Annotated in this window: 15 protein-coding genes, 1 tRNA gene and 5 pseudogenes; 8 read left to right on the top strand and 13 right to left on the bottom strand. The window is 65.4% G+C overall.

Features of this window, described 5'->3' with window-relative positions; genetic code table 11:
- Positions 1-112, top strand: a pseudogene (locus D2T30_RS21660) (IS5/IS1182 family transposase); the annotation flags it as partial.
- Here D2T30_RS21660 and D2T30_RS23245 read toward each other — a convergent pair.
- The 3 genes from D2T30_RS23245 to D2T30_RS21650 form a co-directional block, all read right to left on the bottom strand.
- On the bottom strand, positions 75-278 hold the full coding sequence (locus D2T30_RS23245; RefSeq protein ID WP_164884394.1) for a hypothetical protein: 204 nt from the start codon (positions 276-278) through the stop codon (positions 75-77). The pseudogene D2T30_RS21660 and the gene D2T30_RS23245 sit on opposite strands and share 38 nt — an antisense overlap.
- Positions 279-398: 120 nt before the next feature.
- On the bottom strand, positions 399-656 hold the full coding sequence (locus tag D2T30_RS21655) for a hypothetical protein (protein ID WP_128210490.1): 258 nt from the start codon (positions 654-656) through the stop codon (positions 399-401).
- Between the two features lie 326 nt (positions 657-982).
- Positions 983-1,058, bottom strand: a tRNA-Phe gene (locus tag D2T30_RS21650).
- 278 nt (positions 1,059-1,336) lie between these two features.
- Here D2T30_RS21650 and D2T30_RS24250 point away from each other — a divergent pair.
- Positions 1,337-1,731, top strand: a pseudogene (locus tag D2T30_RS24250) (ISL3 family transposase); the annotation flags it as partial.
- Between the two features lie 129 nt (positions 1,732-1,860).
- The gene (locus tag D2T30_RS21640) at positions 1,861-2,898 is read left to right on the top strand and encodes a zinc-dependent alcohol dehydrogenase family protein (protein ID WP_128210493.1); all 1,038 of its coding nucleotides are present in this window, start codon (positions 1,861-1,863) and stop codon (positions 2,896-2,898) included.
- 425 nt (positions 2,899-3,323) lie between these two features.
- Here the strand turns inward: D2T30_RS21640 and aroE are convergent, their stop codons facing one another.
- Both aroE and D2T30_RS21625 read right to left on the bottom strand, forming a co-directional pair.
- On the bottom strand, positions 3,324-4,166 hold the full coding sequence (gene aroE, locus D2T30_RS21630) for a shikimate dehydrogenase (RefSeq protein ID WP_128210489.1): 843 nt from the start codon (positions 4,164-4,166) through the stop codon (positions 3,324-3,326).
- 17 nt (positions 4,167-4,183) lie between these two features.
- A complete protein-coding gene (locus tag D2T30_RS21625; RefSeq protein ID WP_206613051.1) occupies positions 4,184-5,710 on the bottom strand; it encodes a GMC oxidoreductase in 1,527 nt (508 codons plus the stop codon).
- Positions 5,711-5,820: 110 nt separating this feature from the next.
- Between D2T30_RS21625 and D2T30_RS21620 the strand changes: the two genes are divergently transcribed.
- Together D2T30_RS21620 and D2T30_RS21615 are read left to right on the top strand one after the other, a co-directional pair.
- The gene (locus D2T30_RS21620) at positions 5,821-6,690 is read left to right on the top strand and encodes a helix-turn-helix domain-containing protein (protein ID WP_128210487.1); all 870 of its coding nucleotides are present in this window, start codon (positions 5,821-5,823) and stop codon (positions 6,688-6,690) included.
- Between the two features lie 270 nt (positions 6,691-6,960).
- Positions 6,961-8,151, top strand: coding sequence for an MFS transporter (locus D2T30_RS21615; protein ID WP_128210486.1), 1,191 nt, complete (start codon positions 6,961-6,963; stop codon positions 8,149-8,151).
- A 29-nt stretch (positions 8,152-8,180) separates the two neighbouring features.
- Here the strand turns inward: D2T30_RS21615 and D2T30_RS21610 are convergent, their stop codons facing one another.
- The 3 genes from D2T30_RS21610 to D2T30_RS21600 form a co-directional block, all read right to left on the bottom strand.
- Positions 8,181-8,960 carry an ATP-binding cassette domain-containing protein gene (locus tag D2T30_RS21610; RefSeq protein ID WP_206613050.1) on the bottom strand — a complete coding sequence of 260 codons (780 nt, stop codon included), beginning with the start codon at positions 8,958-8,960 and terminating at the stop codon, positions 8,181-8,183.
- Positions 8,957-10,045: an ABC transporter permease gene (locus D2T30_RS21605; protein WP_241651369.1), complete on the bottom strand. Its 1,089-nt coding sequence runs from the start codon at positions 10,043-10,045 to the stop codon at positions 8,957-8,959. Before D2T30_RS21605 ends, D2T30_RS21610 begins: the two co-directional genes overlap by 4 nt.
- 97 nt (positions 10,046-10,142) lie before the next feature.
- A complete protein-coding gene (locus D2T30_RS21600) occupies positions 10,143-11,165 on the bottom strand; it encodes a sugar ABC transporter substrate-binding protein (protein WP_128210484.1) in 1,023 nt (340 codons plus the stop codon).
- A gap of 264 nt (positions 11,166-11,429) precedes the next feature.
- Between D2T30_RS21600 and D2T30_RS21595 the strand changes: the two genes are divergently transcribed.
- Positions 11,430-12,578, top strand: a complete 1,149-nt coding sequence (locus tag D2T30_RS21595; protein WP_128210491.1) for an ROK family transcriptional regulator — start codon at positions 11,430-11,432, stop codon at positions 12,576-12,578.
- A gap of 65 nt (positions 12,579-12,643) precedes the next feature.
- Here D2T30_RS21595 and D2T30_RS21590 read toward each other — a convergent pair whose 3' ends face one another.
- Complete coding sequence (locus D2T30_RS21590) at positions 12,644-13,528, bottom strand: AraC family transcriptional regulator (protein WP_206613049.1); 885 nt, start codon at positions 13,526-13,528, stop codon at positions 12,644-12,646.
- A gap of 222 nt (positions 13,529-13,750) precedes the next feature.
- Between D2T30_RS21590 and D2T30_RS21585 the strand changes: the two genes are divergently transcribed.
- Both D2T30_RS21585 and D2T30_RS21580 read left to right on the top strand, forming a co-directional pair.
- Entirely contained in the window at positions 13,751-14,692 is a 942-nt protein-coding gene (locus D2T30_RS21585; RefSeq protein ID WP_128210482.1) for an SDR family NAD(P)-dependent oxidoreductase, read from the top strand.
- A gap of 27 nt (positions 14,693-14,719) precedes the next feature.
- Positions 14,720-15,769, top strand: a complete 1,050-nt coding sequence (locus D2T30_RS21580; protein WP_128210481.1) for an NAD(P)-dependent alcohol dehydrogenase — start codon at positions 14,720-14,722, stop codon at positions 15,767-15,769.
- A gap of 183 nt (positions 15,770-15,952) precedes the next feature.
- Here the strand turns inward: D2T30_RS21580 and D2T30_RS21575 are convergent, their stop codons facing one another.
- The 4 genes and pseudogenes from D2T30_RS21575 to D2T30_RS21555 form a co-directional block, all read right to left on the bottom strand.
- On the bottom strand, positions 15,953-17,299 hold the full coding sequence (locus D2T30_RS21575) for a sugar ABC transporter substrate-binding protein (RefSeq protein ID WP_128210480.1): 1,347 nt from the start codon (positions 17,297-17,299) through the stop codon (positions 15,953-15,955).
- Between the two features lie 275 nt (positions 17,300-17,574).
- Positions 17,575-18,700, bottom strand: a pseudogene (locus tag D2T30_RS21570) (transposase); the annotation flags it as partial.
- A gap of 75 nt (positions 18,701-18,775) precedes the next feature.
- Positions 18,776-19,167, bottom strand: a pseudogene (locus D2T30_RS21560) (transposase family protein); the annotation flags it as partial.
- Positions 19,168-19,179: 12 nt separating this feature from the next.
- Positions 19,180-19,291: pseudogene (locus tag D2T30_RS21555) on the bottom strand (IS5/IS1182 family transposase); the annotation flags it as partial.

Genomic DNA, 19,291 nt, shown 5'->3' with positions numbered 1-19,291 from the left:
CATGTTCGGGCGCCTGAAGGACTGGAGGCGCGTCGCAACCCGCTACGACAGATGCCCTATCGTCTTCCTGTCAGCTATCGCACTCGCTGCAACCGTTCTTTTTGGGCTATGAGCGTAACGAGTCCTGACCCTAGGATCTGTGCCGACATGCGGCGGACCAGAACCGGCTCAAGCGGAATTTCTTCATGCTGACGCTGCAGCACCGCGCTCTCCGAACCGGCGCCAGACATATACGCATGCACAACGCGCGCAATCTTCTTGCGGATTTCGTGGTTCATTTGAATCATTCCGAAATTGGTAGGGGCCCCGGGTATAGAACCCGGTCTGGCACGCTGATCTGGCGCCGCGGGATTATAAATCCCGTCTGCTCACCTGAGTTGACCCCTTGAAAAAGTGGGTCAGGCGGCGTCTGCGTTGATGATCGACGCGACGCGGATCGTGATATCGATCACGCAGCCGGTTTCCTTGACCTCAATAACAGTCAGCGAGGGGATGCAGCCGCTTTCAACGCCCGCGTCGAGATAGTCGGCGACGATCGCCAGGAACATCGCGTGCCGATCACCCTGCACGTCAATGCCATCCCCGAAAATTTCCGGGCGCGGAAAAACGTGGGAGAGCGCCATCGCGGCGGCAAGGGTTTGAGGGTTCCAAGACATGATAGACCTCATCACAGGCCACCGGACACGCCGGCTGGCGGTTGCACAATCAAACGCAAATGCAGACCGCATCCCCGGCGGGGGCGGTCATGATCGGCGTATGCGTATGTGCGAAAAGGTCGTCATGCGGCGGATCATAGCTATGCACCGGCGAATCCGTCAATGATGAAAATGGAGGTGGTGAATCGCCAGGGCGGAGGGCTCATACCTGACCGGGCCGGGGTCCGGATGCGGTCCGTGTCCTCAGCGTGTCCCCAAGTCAGCGTAACGGGAGACCGACACGCGGATGCGATTCAGAATTTCTTTTATTTATCAGGAATTTGAAGTGGTGCCCAGAGCCGGAATCGAACCAGCGACACGCGGATTTTCAATCCGCTGCTCTACCAACTGAGCTATCTGGGCACTTTCGCATCGCTTCATGGTGCGTGCAGGCTTCATAATTTAGCCATGGGGGACTGTCCATAGGCTCCTTGCACTTTTTTGTCCGCCTTTCAAAAGACCTCTCCAACCGGGTCAGAACGACATTCTGGATGCTCCGCTCCCTTTTCGGCATAGTCGGACGCTGTGGTTTTTGGCGAGGCTGGCTCGAGCCCATCGACTGGATTGCCGGGAAGTGAAGTTTCGCGGCTCTGATCACGACGGCGGGCTGGTTGCGTCATCTGATGGGCTCGGCCGGCAAAGCTCCGCGTGTGATCGGCATCGATGGCCGGGCATGGCGCAAGGGGCGGCGTTACGGCACAATGATCTGCGACATGGAACGGCGGCGGGAGATTTTGTTGCCTGACCGTGAGCCTGTCAACGTGGAGGCGTGGCTCCGTGCCCATCCCTGCATCCAGATCGCCCGCGACCGCAACGGCGGCTATGGGCGGGACCACCATCAGAGGCTCAGGTCGCAGATCATTGGCACCTGTTGGAGAACGAAAGCGCCGCGTTCCTGGCCGCCGTGCAGCGGAGCATGCCCGCCATCCGAAAGGCGATCGGGACGAAGACGCTTGATCCCTCGCTGCTGACGCCGGCGGAAAGGCTGCAATACCAAGGCTTTCGGCGCCGCCGGCAGACCAATCCAATGGTGCGGAAGCCCGATGCCGGCCCGGCTTTCGTGACTGCGACAAGGGCGTCTCTTCCACGCAATGTCCGAAAATCGGACACACGGCATCGGACGGGGGATTGTAGAAACAGACCTGACACAGATCTGGAGGACCCCATGAAAGCGCTCGTTTATCAAGGCCCCGCCAAGAAAGACTGGATCGAGAAGGACAAACCCGCCATCGACAAGCCGACGGATGCGATCGTGCGCATCACTCGGACGACGATCTGCGGCACCGATCTGCATATCCTCAAGGGCGACGTGCCCGCCGTGACCGAGGGCCGGACGCTCGGCCACGAGGGGGTGGGCATCGTCGAATCCGTCGGCGACGCGGTGGCGAATTTCAAGCCGGGCGACGCGGTGCTGATCTCCTGCGTCACCTCTTGCGGGAAATGCCCGAACTGCAAGCGCCAGCTCTATGCCCATTGCTCGGATGGCGGCTGGATCCTGGGCCACCTGATCGACGGCACCCAGGCCGAATACGTGCGCATCCCGCATGCCGACAATTCGCTCTATCCGATCCCCGAGGGCGCGGATGAGGAGGCGCTGGTGATGCTGTCCGACATCATGCCGACCGGATTCGAGATCGGCGTGCTGGCGGGGCGGGTGAAGCCCGGCGACACGATGGCCATCGTCGGCGCCGGCCCGATCGGCATGGCGACGCTGCTGACGGCGCAGTTCTATTCGCCGGGCCGGATCATCATGATCGACACCGACCCGAACCGGCTTGAGGTCGCGCGCCAGTTCGGCGCGACCGAGACGTTGCGGGTCGGTGCGGACGACGTGATCGCCCGGATCATGGAGATGACCGACGGGCAGGGCGTCGATGTGGCGGTCGAGGCGGTGGGCGTTCCGGCGACCTTCGACACCTGCCAGAAGATCGTCTCGGCGGGCGGTAACATCGCCAATGTCGGCGTGCACGGCAAGCCGGTCGAGCTGCATATCGAGGAACTCTGGATCAAGAACATCAACATCTCGATGGGACTGGTCTGCACCAACACCACGCCGATGCTGCTGAAGACCCTGCAATCGGGCAAGGTCGATCCGGCGCGGCTGATCACCCACCGCTTCTCGCTGGACCGGATCCTCGACGCCTACGAGGTCTTCGGCAATGCCGCGCGGGAAAAGGCGATGAAGGTCATCCTGACCGCCTGACGCGCAGGCCTCGGCACCACCGCGCCGGGGACGCCGGATTACCGAACGCGGGCCTCGGGGGGTGATGATGCCACCGCCCCCGGCACGGCCGTTCCTTTGCGGATCCTCACGGATCCGCCTTGGCACATTGGAAATTCCCGGGCGGTCGATCAGGCAGGTGAATCGTGAAAGGCCATGACCCACACGTCCGGCCTCGCTATGGCTTCCCGGAGCCGGAGGATGGACCCTGTCATCGGGCCGGCGTTCCGGATGGGATGGATCGCTCCGGGCTGACACCGGAGGAGAACCGGGCAGGTCCGTGTCCCTTCCGCGATCCGGACCCGCCCGAAGCCGCCCGGACGGATAAAAGCCGGGCGGCGATCACGAAACCTGCTCGGGTTCGAAATTTTCCGCCCCCGTCGTTTTCCTGAACCCGTATCTGCTCGCTAGAGATCAAGATCCAGCAGCGCCTGACGCATCACCTGCGGATCCGCGTCCACGCCGGTCCAGTATTTGATGCCGATCACCCCTTGCTGGACAAGCATGCCCAGCCCGTCCACCGTGCGGCAGCCGCGCCCCTGCGCCGCCCGCAGCAGCCGGGTCCGGGGCGGGTTGTGGATGCCGTCGGCCACCACCATCCCGGGCGTCAGGCTGTCGATATCGATATCGGGCATCGCCTCCACATCCGGGTAAAGCCCGACGGAGGTCGCGTGGATCACGATATCCGTGTCCTGCGGAACGGAAAACGGCCCGGTCCATGGCGCATAGCGTGCCTGTGCCGCGGTGCGCGTGTTGAGCAGATCCGCGACCGCTTGCCCACGGGCGGCGCTGCGGTTGACGACGGTGATCCGGGTGGCCCCGGCAAGGGCCATCTCGACAGCCACGGCCCGCGCGGCACCGCCCGCGCCGAACAGCACGATCGATTTGCCGCGCGGGTCCACCACCTCGCGCAGCGCGGCGACAAAGCCGCGCCCGTCGGTATTCTCGCCGATCAGGCGGTCGCCCCGGCGCACGATGGTGTTGACGGCGCCGATGATCTCGGCCGATTGCCCCAGCCCGTCGAGATGTTCGATCACCGCGACCTTGTGCGGGATCGAACAGTTGAATCCGCGCCAGCCCATCGCCCGCGCGCCGCGCACGGCATCGCCCAGATCCTCGGGGGCGACCTCGACATTGATGTAGCGCCAGTCGAGCCCGTGATGGGCGAATGCGGCCTCGATCATGGCGACGGTCGGGTTCTCGCCGGCGGGTTGGGCGAAAGATCCCGTGAGGGGCAGCAGAAAGTTCATGGATCCGGTCCTTTGGTTCAAGCGGCGTGGCCGAGGGTCGCGCGCATCCCGCGCAGATGCGCCCCGACCCGCAGCGCCTGGGCGGCGATGGTCAGGGCAGGGTTCAGCGCGGCGGAGGAGGGGAAGAACCCTCCATCCACCACATAGAGGTTCGGGTGGTCATGGGCGCGACACAGCGCGTTCAGGGACGAGGTCGCGGGGTCATCCCCCATCCGCACCGTGCCGCACTGGTGCGACGGCGCCTGAATGCCAAAGCCGTGGCGCAGCACGAGCGGAAAGCCCGCACGACGCAGCACGCCTTTCACATGCCGGACAAACCGGTCATGGGCGCGGGCGCCGCCCGGACGGTAATCGACCTCGACCCGGTCGCCGTCCAGCAGGCGCACCCGGCTGTCGGGATCGGGCGTGTCCTCGGACATCGCCAGCACATCGACGGAATGCCGCCCCAGCCAGTCGGCCAGAAAACCGGGCATGGCCGGATATGCGGCGCGGATCATCGGCCCCTGAATGTTGCCCAGCATCTGGATATTGCCCCGCGCATCGCTGTCGCCGGGCAGCCCGTCGTAAAAATCGTTCACCGACAGGGTTTTCGGGAATTTCGTGTCATTCCGGGCAAGGGGGTTCATCGCCATGAGCCCGGTCAGGTGATGGTTCATCAGATGCCGGCCGACGACGCCCGAGCGATTGGCGATGCCATCGGGCGCCGCCTCGCAGGCCGAGCGCAGCAGGATCAGCGCCGAGTTGATCGCCCCCGCGCTGAGAACGAACATCGGCGCCTCGACACGCAGCAGCGCCCCGTCGCGCCGGAATTCGGCCGCGACGATGCGATGGCCCAGTTCGTCGGCGATCAGCCGGGTCACCTCGGCGCGGCGTTCCAGACGCACGTCGGGATGGGCAAGCAGCGGGCGCAGCACACGGGTTTCCGCATCCCCTTTGGCGCCGAAACGGCAGGCAAAGGCATCGCAGGCCCCGCAGCGCCGGCAGGCGCCGCCATCGCCGAAATCCACCGCCGAGGGCATCGGAAACGGATGCAGCCCCTGTGCGCCGAACCTGCCCGACAGCGCGGCGATGGTGGGTTCATGCGGGATCGCGGCGTGGGGAAAGGCCGCGCGGGGCGGCTCGGTCGGATCGAGGCCGGATTGGCCGCGCACGCCGTAAAGGCGCTCGGCCTCGGCGTAATGCGGCGCGAGGTCCTGATAGCGGACCGGCCATGCTGGCGAAGGCGCGCCGTCGATCGTCGTCGCCTCGAAATCCTGCGTGCGAAAGCGGAACATCGCCGTGCCGTAGAATTTCGTATGCCCGCCGACATAGTAATACTGACCGGGCCGGTAGCGCGCCCCGCCGGCATCGAGCCATTCCTCCCGCGTGCGATAACGGGCCTGACGGAACACCGCCTCGGCGTCGCTGTTCTGCGGCTCGTTGGGCAGGAAATCGCCCCGCTCAAGGATCAGGATCCTTGCCCCGGTGCCCGCCAGTTGATGGGCCACGGCGCTGCCGCCGACGCCTGACCCGATGATCACGATATCCGCCCTGATCGTCTGCATCGCCATCCTCCCCCGATGGTTCATGATGGCGAGGCGCTGACGGTTGCGCCATTCCGCACTGCCGCGTCTTCTTGTATGATTGCCGCATTCCTGAACGGGAAAGGAACGTGATGGCCATATCGCAACCGTATTTCGAGACCGTGACGATCCCGCCGGAGCGGTCGTTGCTGGTATTCGACCGGCAATTACCGGAATTTCCGTTCAACTGGCATTACCATCCGGAATTCGAACTGACGCTGACGGTGAACAGCCGCGGGATGCGCTTTGTCGGCGATCATGTCGCGCAATACGAGGATGGCGATCTGGTCCTGATCGCTCCCAATCTGCCCCATGCCTTTCAGTCGCAGAGCCTGATCGGCAAGGCCACGGCGCATCGGGCGATGATCTGCTGGTTCACGCAGGACTGGGCCGGCGGCCTGATCCGGGCCGTGCCCGAGCTGGAACCCGTCGCCGCCCTGCTGGCTCAGGCGCGGAGGGGCATCCGCTTTGGTCCGGGCACGACGGCCCGGCTTCGCGGGCGGATGTTGCGCCTTGGACAGATGGATGCGCTGGCGCAGGTGATGGAGCTTCAATCCCTGCTGGTCGCCCTTGCCGCCGCACCCGATCGCCACACGCTGGCCACGGGCGAGGTCACGGTCAGCGACATGCCCCGCGACCGGGAGCGGCTGCAAAAGGTCCTTGACCATCTGCACCGGCACTATGACCAGCCCCTGCGTCTGAAGCCGCTTTGCGATTTGGTGCATCTGACCGAAAGCCAGCTTCAGCGGGTCTTCAAGCGCAGCGCGCGCATGTCGATCAGCGCCTATGTGCAGCAATTGCGACTGGGACGGGCGTGCCAGATGCTCGTGCAGACCGACGGCGCGATGGGGCGCATCGCCACGGATTGCGGCTTTTCCGATGCGGCGGATTTCGCCCGCCGCTTTCGCAAGGCGCGCGGTGTCACCCCGTCGGTCTACCGCGCGACATTTCGCGGCAGATGATCGGCTGCCGCTGGCCCCCTGAAACCATCGCGGGACGTGAAGCGCGAGGTTTATTTCTCAACGGCCATGATGTAGCTGTTGCTCTCGTGCCGTTCGGTTTCCTCCATCGCGGACGGGCGATGCCATGACGAACGAGGCCCCGGCGCGGGCAATATCCATCCTTCATCTCATCGCGTTCCGCTTGCGCAAGGACGCCCTGGCCGCGGGACCATCGGCCTCGGGACCCCTTGGTCTTGCAGGACGGGCGCCCCGGAAACGTTGAAACGCTCCATGCCCGCTCCTTCCCCGACAGCCGATACCGACGTCCAAAAGGCGGCGATCACCCCGCTGCAGATCGGCCTTTGCGCCGCCGCCTGCGGCGTCACCGTCGCCAATATCTACTATGCGCAGCCGCTGATCGAGCCGATCTCGGCCGAATTCGGGCTTTCCGCCAATCTCGCCGGGCTGATCGTGACGATCACGCAACTGGGCTATGGCGCGGGGCTGTTCTTCCTCGTCTGCCTCGGCGATCTGCTTGAGAACCGCCGCCTCATCCTGTCCATGACCGCGCTGACCATCCTCGGGCTGATCGGCATCGTGCTGAGCCCGGACGGAGGCGTCTTCCTGCTGTTTTCCTTCCTGCTGGGAATGGCGTCGGTCGGCACGCAGATGCTGGTGCCCTTCGTCTCCTTCCTCGCGCCGCCCGAGACGCGCGGCAGGGTCATCGGCAATATCATGGGCGGCCTGCTGACCGGGATCATGCTCTCGCGTCCGGCGGCAAGCTTTCTTGGCGCGCATTTCGGCTGGCGCGCGATCTTCGTGGTGTCGATCCTCGTGATGGCGGCGACCTTCGCGGTCCTGTGGCGGATCCTGCCCGAGCGCAGGCCCGAGGCGAGGATGGGCTACCCGGTGCTGCTCGGCTCGACGCTCGACTGGCTGCGGACGGCGCGCCCGCTGCAACGCCGGGCGGTCTATCAGGGGGTGATGTTCGCGGTGTTCAACCTGTTCTGGACGGCGGGGCCGCTGATGCTGCATGCGCGCTTCGGTCTGGGGCAGGACGGGATCGCGCTTTTTGCGCTTGCCGGGGCGGGCGGGGCCATCGCGGCGCCCATCGCCGGACGGATCGCCGATCGCGGCGCCGGGTCGATGGCGACCGGCATCGCCATGCTTGGCGCGGCGGCGGCCTTCGTTCTGTCGGGGTTCGGAACGGTCTGGGGATCGCTCGCGGTTCTGGTCCTTGCCGTGGTGGTAATCGACGCCATGGTGCAGACCAACCAGATCGTCAGCCAGCGGATCATCTACGCGCTGGACGACGCGGCGCGCGGACGGATCAATTCGGCCTTCATGACCGTCGTGTTCCTGTCGGGCGCCATCGGGTCGATCCTCGGCTCGCTGTCCTATGTCGATGGCGGCTGGTGGATGACGGCGGGCCTCGGAGCGGTCCTGTGCGTGGCGGTCTGGCTGTTCTTCCGCACCGAGTGACGGAAAAACAGCCATTCCAGCCTGCCCGGTCACGCGGCGGTCTGGACGCCTTCGGGCAGCTTGGCGCCGGTCATGAAGGCCACCGCATCCGACATGGAATGATCCTGCGGGCGGATGACGCACAGGCGCCGCCCCAGCCGGTGGATGTGGATGCGGTCCGCCACCTCGAACACATGCGGCATGTTGTGGCTGATCAGGATCACCGGCAGGCCGCGCGCCCGGACATCGCGGATCAGGTCCAGCACCCGGCGGCTTTCCTTGACGCCAAGCGCGGCGGTGGGCTCGTCAAGGATCACCACCCGCGAGCCGAAGGCCGCCGCGCGCGCCACCGCCACGCCCTGCCGCTGCCCGCCGGACAGGGTTTCCACCGGCTGGTGGATGTTCTGGATGGTCATCAGGCCCAGCTCGTTCAGCTTTTCGCGGGCGAATTTCGCCATGCGGGGGCGGTCGAGCTGCCGGAAGACCGACCCCATGATGCCGGGCCTGCGCAGCTCGCGCCCCATGAACATGTTGTCGGCGATCGACAGCGCGGGCGACATGGCGAGCGTCTGGTAGACGGTCTCGATCCCCGCGGCGCGCGCCTCGATCGGGGTGCGGAAGGCCACGGCGCGGCCCTCCAGCGTGATCTCGCCGCTGTCGGGGATGACCGCGCCCGACAGGGCCTTGATCAGCGACGACTTGCCCGCGCCGTTGTCGCCGATGATCGCCAGGATCTCTCCGGGCAGCAGCTCGAAATCGCAGTTGTCGAGCGCGGTGACCCGTCCGTAGCGTTTCGTCAGGCCCTTGGCCTGCAGGATGGGGGCGTTCATGCCGATACCTTTCTGATCCACTGGTCCACGGTGACGGCAAAGATGATCAGCGCGCCGATCAGGAAGAAGGTCCATTGCGGATCGGTGCCGACAAGGCGCAGACCCATTTCAAAGACGCCGACGATCAGCGCGCCGAAGAACATGCCGATGATCGAGCCGCGCCCGCCGAACAGCGATATTCCTCCGATCACCACCGCGGTGATCGACTGGATATTGCCCAGTTGCCCCGTCGAGGCGGTGGGCGAGACGGAGCCGAAGCGCCCGATCATCACCCAGCCCGCGATGGCGCAAAACAGCCCCGCCAGCGCATAGACCTGTATCAGCACCCGCCGCGTCGGCACGCCCGCCAGCTCCGCCGCCGCCGGATCGTCGCCCGTGGCATAGACATGCCGGCCCCAGGCGGTGTGGCGCAGCACATAGGCCATGATCGCCACCAGCGCGATCATCAGGAAGACGGCATACAGCACCCTGACTCCGCCCGGCTGGATCGCCTGTCCCCAGAATTGCAGGGCGGGCGCCCGCGCCGCGACCTCGGATGACCGGATCGTCTCGTTCGCGGAAAAGATGAAGTTCGAGGCCAGCAGGATCTGCCAGGTTCCCAGTGTCACGATGAAGGGCGGCAGCCGCATCCGCGCCACCAACCAGCCGTTGACAAAACCCATCGCCGTGCCCAGCAACAGGCCGATCGCGATGGCCAGTTCCGCCGGCAGCCCGTAGCGAAAGGTCAGCTGCCCCATCAGCACCGAGGAAAACACCGCGATCGCCCCCACGGACAGGTCGATCCCCGCCGTCAGGATCACCAGCGTCTGCGCGATGCCCAGAATGCCGACGATGGAGATCTGTTGCAGGATCGTCGACAGCGTGGTCGCCTTGAAGAAATTGTCCGACAGCAGGCCGAACACGATCAGCGCCACCATCAGCACGATCAGCGGCACCGCCGAGGGCGTCTGGTGCAGCCAGTGCTGGATCTTCTTCAGCGGCGACCGGTCCTCGTGGAACTCGGCGACGCGGGTCGAGGCGCCGTGCAGCCCGTCTTCGTAGGTCGTCGCCGTTCCGGCCTTTGCAGGCGTCATGTCTGCGGGCATTTTCCTTTCCTCCCCTCGCATCTTCGCCGTGGCGGATGCGGTTCTGGCCGGGGCGGCGATGCCGCCCCTTCCGGATCATCGCGTCCGTGCCCGGGGGTCAGCCCCAGCACATCTCGGTGCCCTTCGCGGTATCGATGGATTCGATCCCCGGAACCGGCTTGTCGGTGACCAGCATGACCCCGGTATCGAAGAAATCCTTGCCATCGGTCGGGGCGGGCTTCTCGCCCTCGGCGGCGTATCTGGCGATCGCCTCGATCCCCATCGACGCCATCATCAGCGGATATTGCTGCGAGGTCGCGCCGATCACCCCGTCCTTGACATTGGCGATGCCGGGGCAGCCGCCATCGACCGAAACGATCAGCACGTCGTTTTCGCGCCCGATGGCCTTGAGCGCCTCATAGGCGCCTGCGGCGGCGGGCTCGTTGATCGTGTAGACGAGGTTGATGCCGGGATCCTTCGCCAGAAGCGCCTCCATCGCGTTCAGCCCGCCTTCCTCGTTGCCCGAGGTGACCTCATGGCCGACGATGCGCGGATCGGTCTCGTCCCCCCATTTCGCCGGATCGCCCAGATCGATGCCGAAGCCTTGCAGGAAGCCCTGATTGCGCAGCACATCGACCGAGGGCTGGCTGATGCCCAGATTCAGCATGGCGATTTTCGCATCCGCCGCGCCGTCGCCCATCGTCGCCTTCGCCCATTGGCCGATCAGCTCGCCCGCCTGGAAATTGTCGGTGGCGAAGGTCATGTCCGCCGCGTCGATCGGGTCCAGCGGCGTATCCAGCGCGATGACCAGCAGCCCGTCATCGCGCGCGGCCTGAACGGAATTGACGATGGCCTTGGTATCGGAAGCGGTGATGAGGATACCCTTCGCGCCATCGGCGATACAGGCCTCGACGGCGGCGACCTGGCTTTCGTGGTCGCCGTCGATCCGGCCGGCATAGGTTTTCAGATTGACGCCCATCTCCCGGGCCTTCGCCATGGCGCCTTCCTTCATCTTGACGAAGAACGGATTGGTGTCTGTCTTGGTGATCAGGCAGGCCGATACGTCCTGCGCAAGGGCGGGCGCGGCGGTGGAAACCACAAGCGCGGCAACCCCCAAAAGGGTTCTGGTCTTCGTTGTCATGGACTTCCTCCCAGAAGTTCGCGGATTTCCTCCGACCCGCGTCTGTTCACGAAACCCGATTCCCGGGCTTGCGTCAATATAATTAAATCACTCTTATTTAATATTGACGGCACCGTCGAAATCCTCACTCTGAACGATCGAGAGCCCGGATCGCGGGCGGGGGAGGCACAGGTGAAACACGCAGCCGAAACGGCCCAGGACCGCACCTTGACCGACCGCAGCTTGCCCGAGGCATCGCGGCTGCGCGGGTCCAACCAGTCGGGCATGCGGGCGCATAACGAACGGCTGGTGCTGTCTCTGGTGCGCAGGCATGGGGCGCTGGCGAAATCCGACATCGCGCGGATGACCGGGCTGTCGGCGCAGACGGTCTCGGTCATCATGCGCGCGCTGGAACAGGACGGGCTGCTGCTGCGGGGCGAACCCCTGCGCGGGCGGATCGGCCAGCCTTCGGTGCCGATGTCCCTGGCGCCCGAAGGGGCGTTCTTTCTGGGCGTCAAGATCGGGCGGCGGTCGTCGGACCTGATCCTCATCGACTTTCTGGGGCAGGTGCGGGCGAAAAGGCGGCGCACCTACCGCTATCCGACGCCGGCCGTGGTGGTCGATTTCGTGGCGGCGGCGCTGCCCGAGATTCTGGCCGGGCTCAGCCCCGCGCAAAGGGCGCGGGTCGGCGGCATGGGTGTGGCCATGCCCTTCCAGCTCTGGGCATGGGGGGAATATGTCGGCGCGCCGCAGGCGGAAATCGACGCCTGGCGCGAGACCGACATTCAGGCCGCGCTATCCGCCGTGGCCGGGATGCCCGTCCAGATCCAGAACGATGCGACGGCGGCCTGCGGCGCCGAGCTTGTTTTCGGCACCGGCGAAACGCCCCGCGATTTCCTGTATTTCTACTTCGGCTATTTCATCGGCGGCGGGTTGGTGCTGAACGGCCGGCTGTTCACCGGGCGCAGCGGCAATGCCGCGGGCGTCGGGCCGATGCCGGTTCCGGGCCCGGACGGGCGGATGCAGAGGCTGATGGCCGTGGCCTCCACCTGGCCGCTGGCCCGCGCGATGGAGGCCGCGGGGCAACCGTCCGATCCGCTGTGGGAACATCCGGATGTCTGGCACGTCGATCCGCGGATCCTGTCGGACTGGATGGATGCGGCGGCGGCGGGTCTGGCCTCGGCGATCCTGTCGGCCACCGCGCTGCTGGAACTGGAGGCCGTGCTGATCGACGGCTGGATGCCGCTACAGGTGCGCGCCGAGATCACCCGCCGCACCCAGGCGGCCCTGCATCGCATCGATCTGGCCGGCATAGACCCGCCGCAGATCCGCGAAGGCACCGTCGGCGCCGAGGCCCGCGCGCTCGGCGCGGCGGCGGTGCCTCTGGCGCAACGCTATCTGGTCGATCCCGACGCGGCCTTGCTTGAGTTCTGACCCGGATCGCGGGGCCAGCCGATCCGGACCGGGCGGCGCCGCCCTTGCCGTTCCGGCCACGCCCCTTACGCGACGCCGCTGATATCCTCCGCGCCGGGGTCCTGTCCGCGCAGGCGCATGGCGTCGCGGGACGGGGGTGTGCCGAACATGCGGGCGTATTCGCGGCTGAACTGCGAGGCGCTTTCATAGCCGACCGTATAGGCGGTGCGCGCGGTATTGCCGTTCAGGATCATCAGCCGCCGCGCCTCCTGCAACCGCAGCATCTTCTGATATTGCAGCGGGCTCATCGCGGTCGCCGTCCTGAAATGGCGGTGGAACGAGGCCGGGCTCATCCGGGCGATCTCGGCGAGGGTCTCGATGCGGATCGTCTCGTTGAAATGCGCCTTGATCCAGCGGATCGCCTGCCGGACCTGCGACAGCTGGCTGTCGTCCCGGGCGATCTGGCGCAAGACACCGCCCTGCGGCCCCTGCATCACCCGATAGAGGATCTCGCGTTCCAGCATCGGCGCCAGCGCCGGCACATCCTCCGGCGCATCGAAGAGCGCCAGCATCCGGCACCACGCATCGACAAGCTGCGGCGTCACCGGGCTGACCCCGAAACCCGCCGTCTGCCCTTCGGGCCGCACGGCGGTATCGCTCAGCAGCGAGGCGATGGTGTCGCGGTTCAGGGTCAGGCTGACGCAGATATAGGGCTCGGCCGGGCTCGCCTCGGCGATCCGGCCGGACACCGGCAGGTCGAGCGAGGTGACGAAATACGACGCCGGATCGTAGCGCAGCACCCGGTCGCCCACCATCACCTGCTTCGCTCCTTGCAGCACGAGGCACAGCATCGGCTCATAGAGCGTCGAGGTCGGCACGGTCACCGAGGGCGACACGAACACCGAAACGCCCGGGATCGGGCGGGCACGGCCGGATGCCGCGAAGTGGCGCGCGGCCTGATGGCGCATCATGATCAGTTGCTGTTGCATGGCCGCAAGACTGGCCCAATCCCCGCCCCGGGGCAAGGCGGCTGCGGCCCCATCCCGCGGAGTTGAGAGGAATAGGCAAGAGATCGACATGATCCGGCGTGGCCCGGTGGGGCCCGCGTCCCAGATAACGGACACCGGGCGCCTCGGGGTGTCGTTATCCCGTTTCCGCGCCCGGCATTGCAAACCCATCAAGGAGGCAGACCGATGTCCCGATCCTTCGGAGCGGAGTCGACCACGGAAGACGTGCTGGCCGGCGTGGACCTGACCGGCAAGCGCATTCTGATCACCGGCGTATCGGCGGGGCTGGGCGCAGAGACGGCGCGGGCGCTGGTGTCGCACGGCGCCGATGTGCTCGGCACGGCGCGGAACCTCGACAAGGCGCGGGCCGCGACGGGGGTGGTGCGGGGCGGGGGCCGTCTCGAGCTGATCGCGCTGGATCTGGCCTCGCTTGCCAGCGTGCGGGCGGCGGCGGATGCCCTGCTGGCCGACGGCCGCCCGTTCGACGTCATCATCGCCAATGCCGGTGTCATGGCAACGCCACAGGGGCGCACCGCCGACGGGTTCGAGACCCAGTTCGGCACCAACCACCTCGGCCATTTCGTGCTGGTCAACCGGATCGCCTCCCTGCTCCGGCCGGGCGGGCGCGTGGTGATGCTGTCCTCGGCGGGCCACCACAGCGCCGATGTCGATCTTGACGATCCGGATTTCGACCACACGCCCTATGACCCCTTTGTGGCCTATGGCCGCTCCAAAACCGCCAATATCCTGTTCGCCGTCGAATTCGACCGCCGCCACAGGGACAGGGGCATCCGCGCCACCGCCGTGCATCCGGGCGTCATCCTGACCGAGCTGGTCCGGCACATGAGCGAAGACGCGACGCAGGAGCTGATGATCTCGCTCGCCGCCCGCGAGGCCGAGGGCGAGACGGCCTTTGCCCTGAAGACCATCCCGCAGGGCGCCGCCACATCGGTCTGGGCCGCCACCGTCGCCGGGGCGGAAGCGATCGGCGGGCGCTATTGCCTCGACTGCCATGTCGCCGAGATCGACGATGAAACGGCGGATGGCGTGCGCAGCTATGCGCTCGACCCGGCCCGCGCCCGCGCGCTCTGGGCGAAAAGCGAAGCCATGACCGGCGAACGGTTCTGACCCCACCAAACCAGCCAAGGAGTTCCCATGAAGACCATCGGATATGCGGCGACCAGCGCCACCCAGCCGCTCGCCCCGCATGACGTCACCCGCCGCGACCTGCGCGACAACGACGTCGCGATCGAGATCCTTTATTGCGGCGTCTGTCATTCGGACCTGCATCAGGCCCGCAACGACTGGGGCGCCTCGATCTACCCGCTGGTGCCCGGCCATGAGATCGTCGGCCGGGTCACCGGCACGGGCAGCGCCGTCACCCGCTACAAGGCGGGCGACAGGGTCGCCGTCGGCTGCATCGTCGACAGCTGCGGCAAATGCGACCAGTGCCTGAAGCACGAGGAGCAGATGTGCCGCGAGGGCGTGACGCAGACCTACAACGACCATGACCGGATCACCGGCGATGTTACCTATGGCGGTTATTCCAAACACATCGTGGTGCGCGAGGAATTCGTGCTGTCGATCCCCGAGGCGCTGGACATCGCGCGCGCAGCGCCGCTCCTCTGCGCGGGCATCACGACGTATTCGCCGCTGCGCACCTGGAATGTCGGGCCGGGCAGCCGGGTCGGCGTCGTCGGCCTTGGCGGGCTCGGGCATATGGCGGTCAAGCTGGCCGTCGGGCTCGGTGCCGAGGTGACGGTGATCAGCCGCACCGAGGCGAAGAAGGCCGATGCGCTGGCGCTCGGCGCCGACCGGGTGCTCGCCTCGGGCGATGCGGTGGCGATGGCGGCGGCGGCCAGTTCCTTCGACCTGATCATCGACACGATCCCCGTGCGCCACGACCTCTCGCCCTATCTGCCGCTCCTCGACGTGGATGCGACGCTGGTCATCGTCGGCCAGCTCGGCATGGTCGACGAGCACAGCACCTTGCCGCTCCTGATGGGTCGCCGCCGGATCTCGGGCTCGCCCATCGGCGGGATCGCCGAGACGCAGGAGATGCTGAACTTCTGCGCGCGGATGAACATCCTGCCGGAGTGCGAGATGATCGCCATTCAGGACATCAACGCCGCCTTCGAGCGCATGGAGCGCGCCGATGTCCGCTATCGCTTCGTCATCGACATGGCCTCGTTCGAAGCCGCCTGACGTTCATGCGGGGCGCGTGTTCCACGCGTGCCCCGCAAGACATTTGGCCCGGTGCCGCGGCCAACTGTCCGCGGCACAGAACGGCTGGTCTGGAAATCGCTGCGTTGGAACATGCACCCTGCTATCCTGTGGCGTGTCGCCATTTCACCTCTGCGCCGCGTGACACGGGGGCATTCCCCCATGTCACGTTTTCGCGAAAGGAGAGGGGCCCTCGAACAGGATCTTGTAATGCTCCGCATATTCCTGCGTGACGGCTTCCCATTCGCCGTTTGTCTTCGCCTCGGCATAGGGTTTCGGATAATCCCAGCCCTTCGGTTTTTCAAAACCGTGCCATTCCAGATCGATATCCAGCGGCGTGACCCGAGCCTGCGGATCCCAGTCGTCTGGATGCAGAACTTTCGAAAGCCGGCGATAGTCGAAGGGGGGAACGTCGCCATTGTCGACATGGCGTTTCAGATATCCGTCGACATTCTCCGACGTGACGATCAGCGAATGCCAGTTCTGCAGCCGTTCTGTCGCGCGGGGTTTCCAGCCGTTGAGCACATCATAGAGACGCGCCGAGAAGAATCCCGCTTGATAGGCAGGCGCATTGGCCGAGGTCGCCAGAAGCTGACCGCTCTTGACCGCGCGCAGGCCCTCGGCGGTGCCATCCGCGCCGACGACGAGGACATCCTCGCCCGGGCGCAATCCCGCCGCCCTGAGTGCCGCGATCACGCCCATCGCGACGTCGTCATTCTGCGCGACGACACCGACGATGTCGCTATGGCGGGTCAGCAGATCTTGCGTCGCGTTGAGCGAATCTTCGCGGTTGAACAGGCCCGGAAGCTGGTCGACGAGCGTAGTCTTCGGAAAGTCTGCAAAGGCCGCGTCGCGGCCCCGGCTGCGCACCGTGTCGGTCGAAAACCCCGGCACACCGGTCACGCCAACGATCTTGCCGCCGCCAAAACGCCGGGTGACCTCGTCAAGCAGAATGCGGGTCACAGCACCATGGGCCGAGAATTCCTCCGGCACGGCGTAGAGGGTGTAGTAGTCGCCGACCTCAAATGGGGTCAGCCAGGGCAAGGTCGCCCAGACATTGGCGAAATAGGCGTTGTTCCGGCCCGAGATCTCGGCGATCCGGCGCACCGCACTGCCGTCCGGCGCGTGCAGGATGATCGCGTTGGTTCCGGCGCCGAGCTGTTGTTCCGCTTGGTCGAGCTGCTTCTGGCTGTCGATTTGACCGTCGAGATAGGTATAACCGAGGCCGAGTTCCTTGGTCGCGGCCTCGGTCGCGCGGCTGGCCTGGATCATGAATTCAACGCGGCTGGTCCAGGCGAGATAGGCGAGTTTACCATCGGCCGAGGCCATCGCCACGCCGGGCAGCCCCGCCATGCCGGCGAAGGTTGTCGCCGCAACACCGGCCGAGCCGAGAGCGAGGAAATCTCGGCGCGACACACCGCTGGTGCCGAGTTGATTGAGGTGACGGTCGATTGTGTGTCTGCGGTCGGGGTCGAACCAGCCGCGCGCCTGGTGGAGGAAATTCTTGGTCATGGACTCTCCGGGATCTCTGGCGCCGCGGGGCGCCGTGTCACTGTTCACGACGAACCCTGTCACAATCCCAAAAGCATGAGTTTCCTATTTTCCGGTCCAGGACAGAAACGGCCAGCTGTTCCGCAATGCGGCGAAGATAAATTCCATTTATGGGGAATCTCATTCCTTTCGCATGGGCGATTTCGGAAGGAGAATCATCGGTTTTGGGGAGCAGGCAGCCGATTGTTGAAAAAGTGAGGACCTGAGTAGGCAGTGGCCTTTCCCCTTTGGGTTCCTGCCATGCACTCGATCTCGGCGGTGCCGAGCGCATTGAAGCGATTCATGACTGAGCAGGTGAACGGTTGCCCATCGAGGCGCCATCGGTTCAAGCCCGATGGGCGACGGTTTGAGAGAACCTGCGAAGGATGCGGATCTGGACCTCGGCAGCCTAGCGGCCCGGGTCGCGTGATGCGATGCGTTCCCCGGACGCCTTGAGGCCTTTCATCCAGTCGTCGGGAAAACAGTCCACTGGACTGTTTTCTGGTCCTCCTCATACCTTGATCCGGCTTCGGAGGTGATATCCGGACCCGCGTTTCCAGGATGAGGAGGAACCATGGCGCCACGTCAGTCCGACGCATGCGTCGCAGACGTTGTGTGGCTTTGAAGATCTCATTGCGGGGCGAGACATTGTCCGCCACTGGTCCGAGGGCCATGTCGAGCGCGGCTGGGCAATCTTGGCGCCATCGTCGCCCGTTCTTGCGGATGGGAATGATCGTCGTGCCGCCACGCTCCAGGATCGCGGTGTGGCGGCGGTGCATGTCGAACGCGCCGTCGCCGGTCACGGTGCCGATCTGAGCATCGGGCGGGATATGGTCCAGCGGGTGGGGCAGAACCCTAGCCGGTTCGCTCGAACCGGTGGCGCTTCACCGGCTCGATGTCGCCCTTGTCGCGCGAGGTGAACTCCACCGCACGGATGTCGCCGGTGGCCGTGTCCATCGCCAGATGAACCGCTGCCGATATTGGCGTCGGCGCCGCGCGCCATGCTTGCGTGCCAGCCATTCATTCGATGGGCTTACACGGCAGCCACGGTCCCCTCTCATTCGCCGAGGAACTTGATCCCTTTCGCCATGGCCTTCGGACCGGTGGCGGCGCCATGGCTCAGTGTCGAGCAGCAGGTTCAGCGGGCCGCGCGACGCATCGATATCCGCACCATGATCCGTTTCTGCCTGCGGCTCAGGGGGGGGGCGAAACTGAGAAGGATCGTCGATCCTTCCGGTGGAAGGATCGCCCGACGAAGGGCACCGGCCAGTCGAGGCCTGCCATCGACAGGATGCTCGCCACCATCCCGGTCGTCTGCCGCAAGAGAAGCCAGAACAGGACCTTCACCATCAGGAAGAACTGGATCGCGCTCGCCGGGAAAACAGCCCAATTGACTGTTTTCCCGACGCTTGAAGGGATCAGGAAACGATCCGGGGGATCGTTTCCCCCGAGAATGCGGATCGGAGGGCCATCTGCGTCGATGACAGTGTGCAGCTTGGTGTTCATGCCGCCTTTGGTCTGGCCGATCGAACGACCCCTTTGGTCACTAGCCCCCCATTTTTCGACCGCAGGCTGGTCGCCGTGCGGTGTGCCTTGAGATCGGGCGCATCAATCATCACCGTCTTCGGAACGGCGGCCTCGGCGGCCAGGCCATTCATCATCCGGGCGACTTCCCCTTTGTCGCTCCACCGCTTCCAACGGTTGTAGAGGATCTTCGGCGGGCCATACTCCCTTGGCGCATCACGACAACACAAGCGATTGTAATTGAATAATATTATCCTACTCAACACTCGACGATCATCGACGTGTGGCTTACTATGTATCTTGGGGAGCAGTGGCCCTAGGGTCAGGACTTGTTACGCTCATAGCCCAAAAAGAACGGTTGCAGCGAGTGCGATAGCTGACAGGAAGACGATAGGGCATCTGTCGTAGCGGGTTGCGACGCGCCTCCAGTCCTTCAGGCGCCCGAACATG

The sequence above is a fragment of the Paenirhodobacter populi genome (genome assembly GCF_004022215.1).
Classification (GTDB): Bacteria; Pseudomonadota; Alphaproteobacteria; order Rhodobacterales; family Rhodobacteraceae; genus Rhodobacter; species Rhodobacter populi.
The sequence above is the reverse complement of the archived record's forward strand: the minus strand, read 5'-3'. Positions and strand labels throughout refer to the sequence as shown.

Coding starts and splice junctions, on each gene's coding strand:
- D2T30_RS23245 (WP_164884394.1), bottom strand. CDS start 278: ATGAACCACGAAATCCGCAAGAAGATTGCGCGCGTTGTGCATGCGTAT.
- D2T30_RS21655 (WP_128210490.1), bottom strand. CDS start 656: ATGTCTTGGAACCCTCAAACCCTTGCCGCCGCGATGGCGCTCTCCCAC.
- D2T30_RS21640 (WP_128210493.1), top strand. CDS start 1,861: ATGAAAGCGCTCGTTTATCAAGGCCCCGCCAAGAAAGACTGGATCGAG.
- aroE (WP_128210489.1), bottom strand. CDS start 4,166: ATGAACTTTCTGCTGCCCCTCACGGGATCTTTCGCCCAACCCGCCGGC.
- D2T30_RS21625 (WP_206613051.1), bottom strand. CDS start 5,710: ATGCAGACGATCAGGGCGGATATCGTGATCATCGGGTCAGGCGTCGGC.
- D2T30_RS21620 (WP_128210487.1), top strand. CDS start 5,821: ATGGCCATATCGCAACCGTATTTCGAGACCGTGACGATCCCGCCGGAG.
- D2T30_RS21615 (WP_128210486.1), top strand. CDS start 6,961: ATGCCCGCTCCTTCCCCGACAGCCGATACCGACGTCCAAAAGGCGGCG.
- D2T30_RS21610 (WP_206613050.1), bottom strand. CDS start 8,960: ATGAACGCCCCCATCCTGCAGGCCAAGGGCCTGACGAAACGCTACGGA.
- D2T30_RS21605 (WP_241651369.1), bottom strand. CDS start 10,045: ATGCCCGCAGACATGACGCCTGCAAAGGCCGGAACGGCGACGACCTAC.
- D2T30_RS21600 (WP_128210484.1), bottom strand. CDS start 11,165: ATGACAACGAAGACCAGAACCCTTTTGGGGGTTGCCGCGCTTGTGGTT.
- D2T30_RS21595 (WP_128210491.1), top strand. CDS start 11,430: ATGCGGGCGCATAACGAACGGCTGGTGCTGTCTCTGGTGCGCAGGCAT.
- D2T30_RS21590 (WP_206613049.1), bottom strand. CDS start 13,528: ATGATGCGCCATCAGGCCGCGCGCCACTTCGCGGCATCCGGCCGTGCC.
- D2T30_RS21585 (WP_128210482.1), top strand. CDS start 13,751: ATGTCCCGATCCTTCGGAGCGGAGTCGACCACGGAAGACGTGCTGGCC.
- D2T30_RS21580 (WP_128210481.1), top strand. CDS start 14,720: ATGAAGACCATCGGATATGCGGCGACCAGCGCCACCCAGCCGCTCGCC.
- D2T30_RS21575 (WP_128210480.1), bottom strand. CDS start 17,299: ATGACCAAGAATTTCCTCCACCAGGCGCGCGGCTGGTTCGACCCCGAC.